The organism is Streptomyces sp. SID14478, assembly GCF_010548525.1.
GTDB lineage: Bacteria > Actinomycetota > Actinomycetes > Streptomycetales > Streptomycetaceae > Streptomyces.
Genome location: NZ_JAAGMG010000381.1, coordinates 1 through 201 on the forward strand (window position 1 = coordinate 1; position 201 = coordinate 201).

Annotated in this window: 1 protein-coding gene; it reads left to right on the forward strand. The window is 75.6% G+C overall.

Annotated elements, in window-relative coordinates:
- Positions 1–201, forward strand: a 201-nt coding sequence (locus G3I40_RS12140; RefSeq protein WP_203643902.1) for a polysaccharide biosynthesis C-terminal domain-containing protein, incomplete at both ends; no start/stop codon positions are given.

Here is a 201-nt window from a genome sequence, read left to right on the forward strand (position 1 = left end):
CAGCTCGTCGACGGCATCCTCAAGGGCGCGGGGGACACCCGCACCCCGCTGCGCCTCGCCCTGCTCGCGAACGGGCTGATCCTCGTCCTCGACCCGCTGCTCATCTCGGCGTACGGGGTGGTGGGCGCGGCCGTCTCGACCGTGGCGGCCCGGCTGGTCGCGCTGGCGGCGGGGCTGGGGGCACTGCGGCGAAATCCCCTG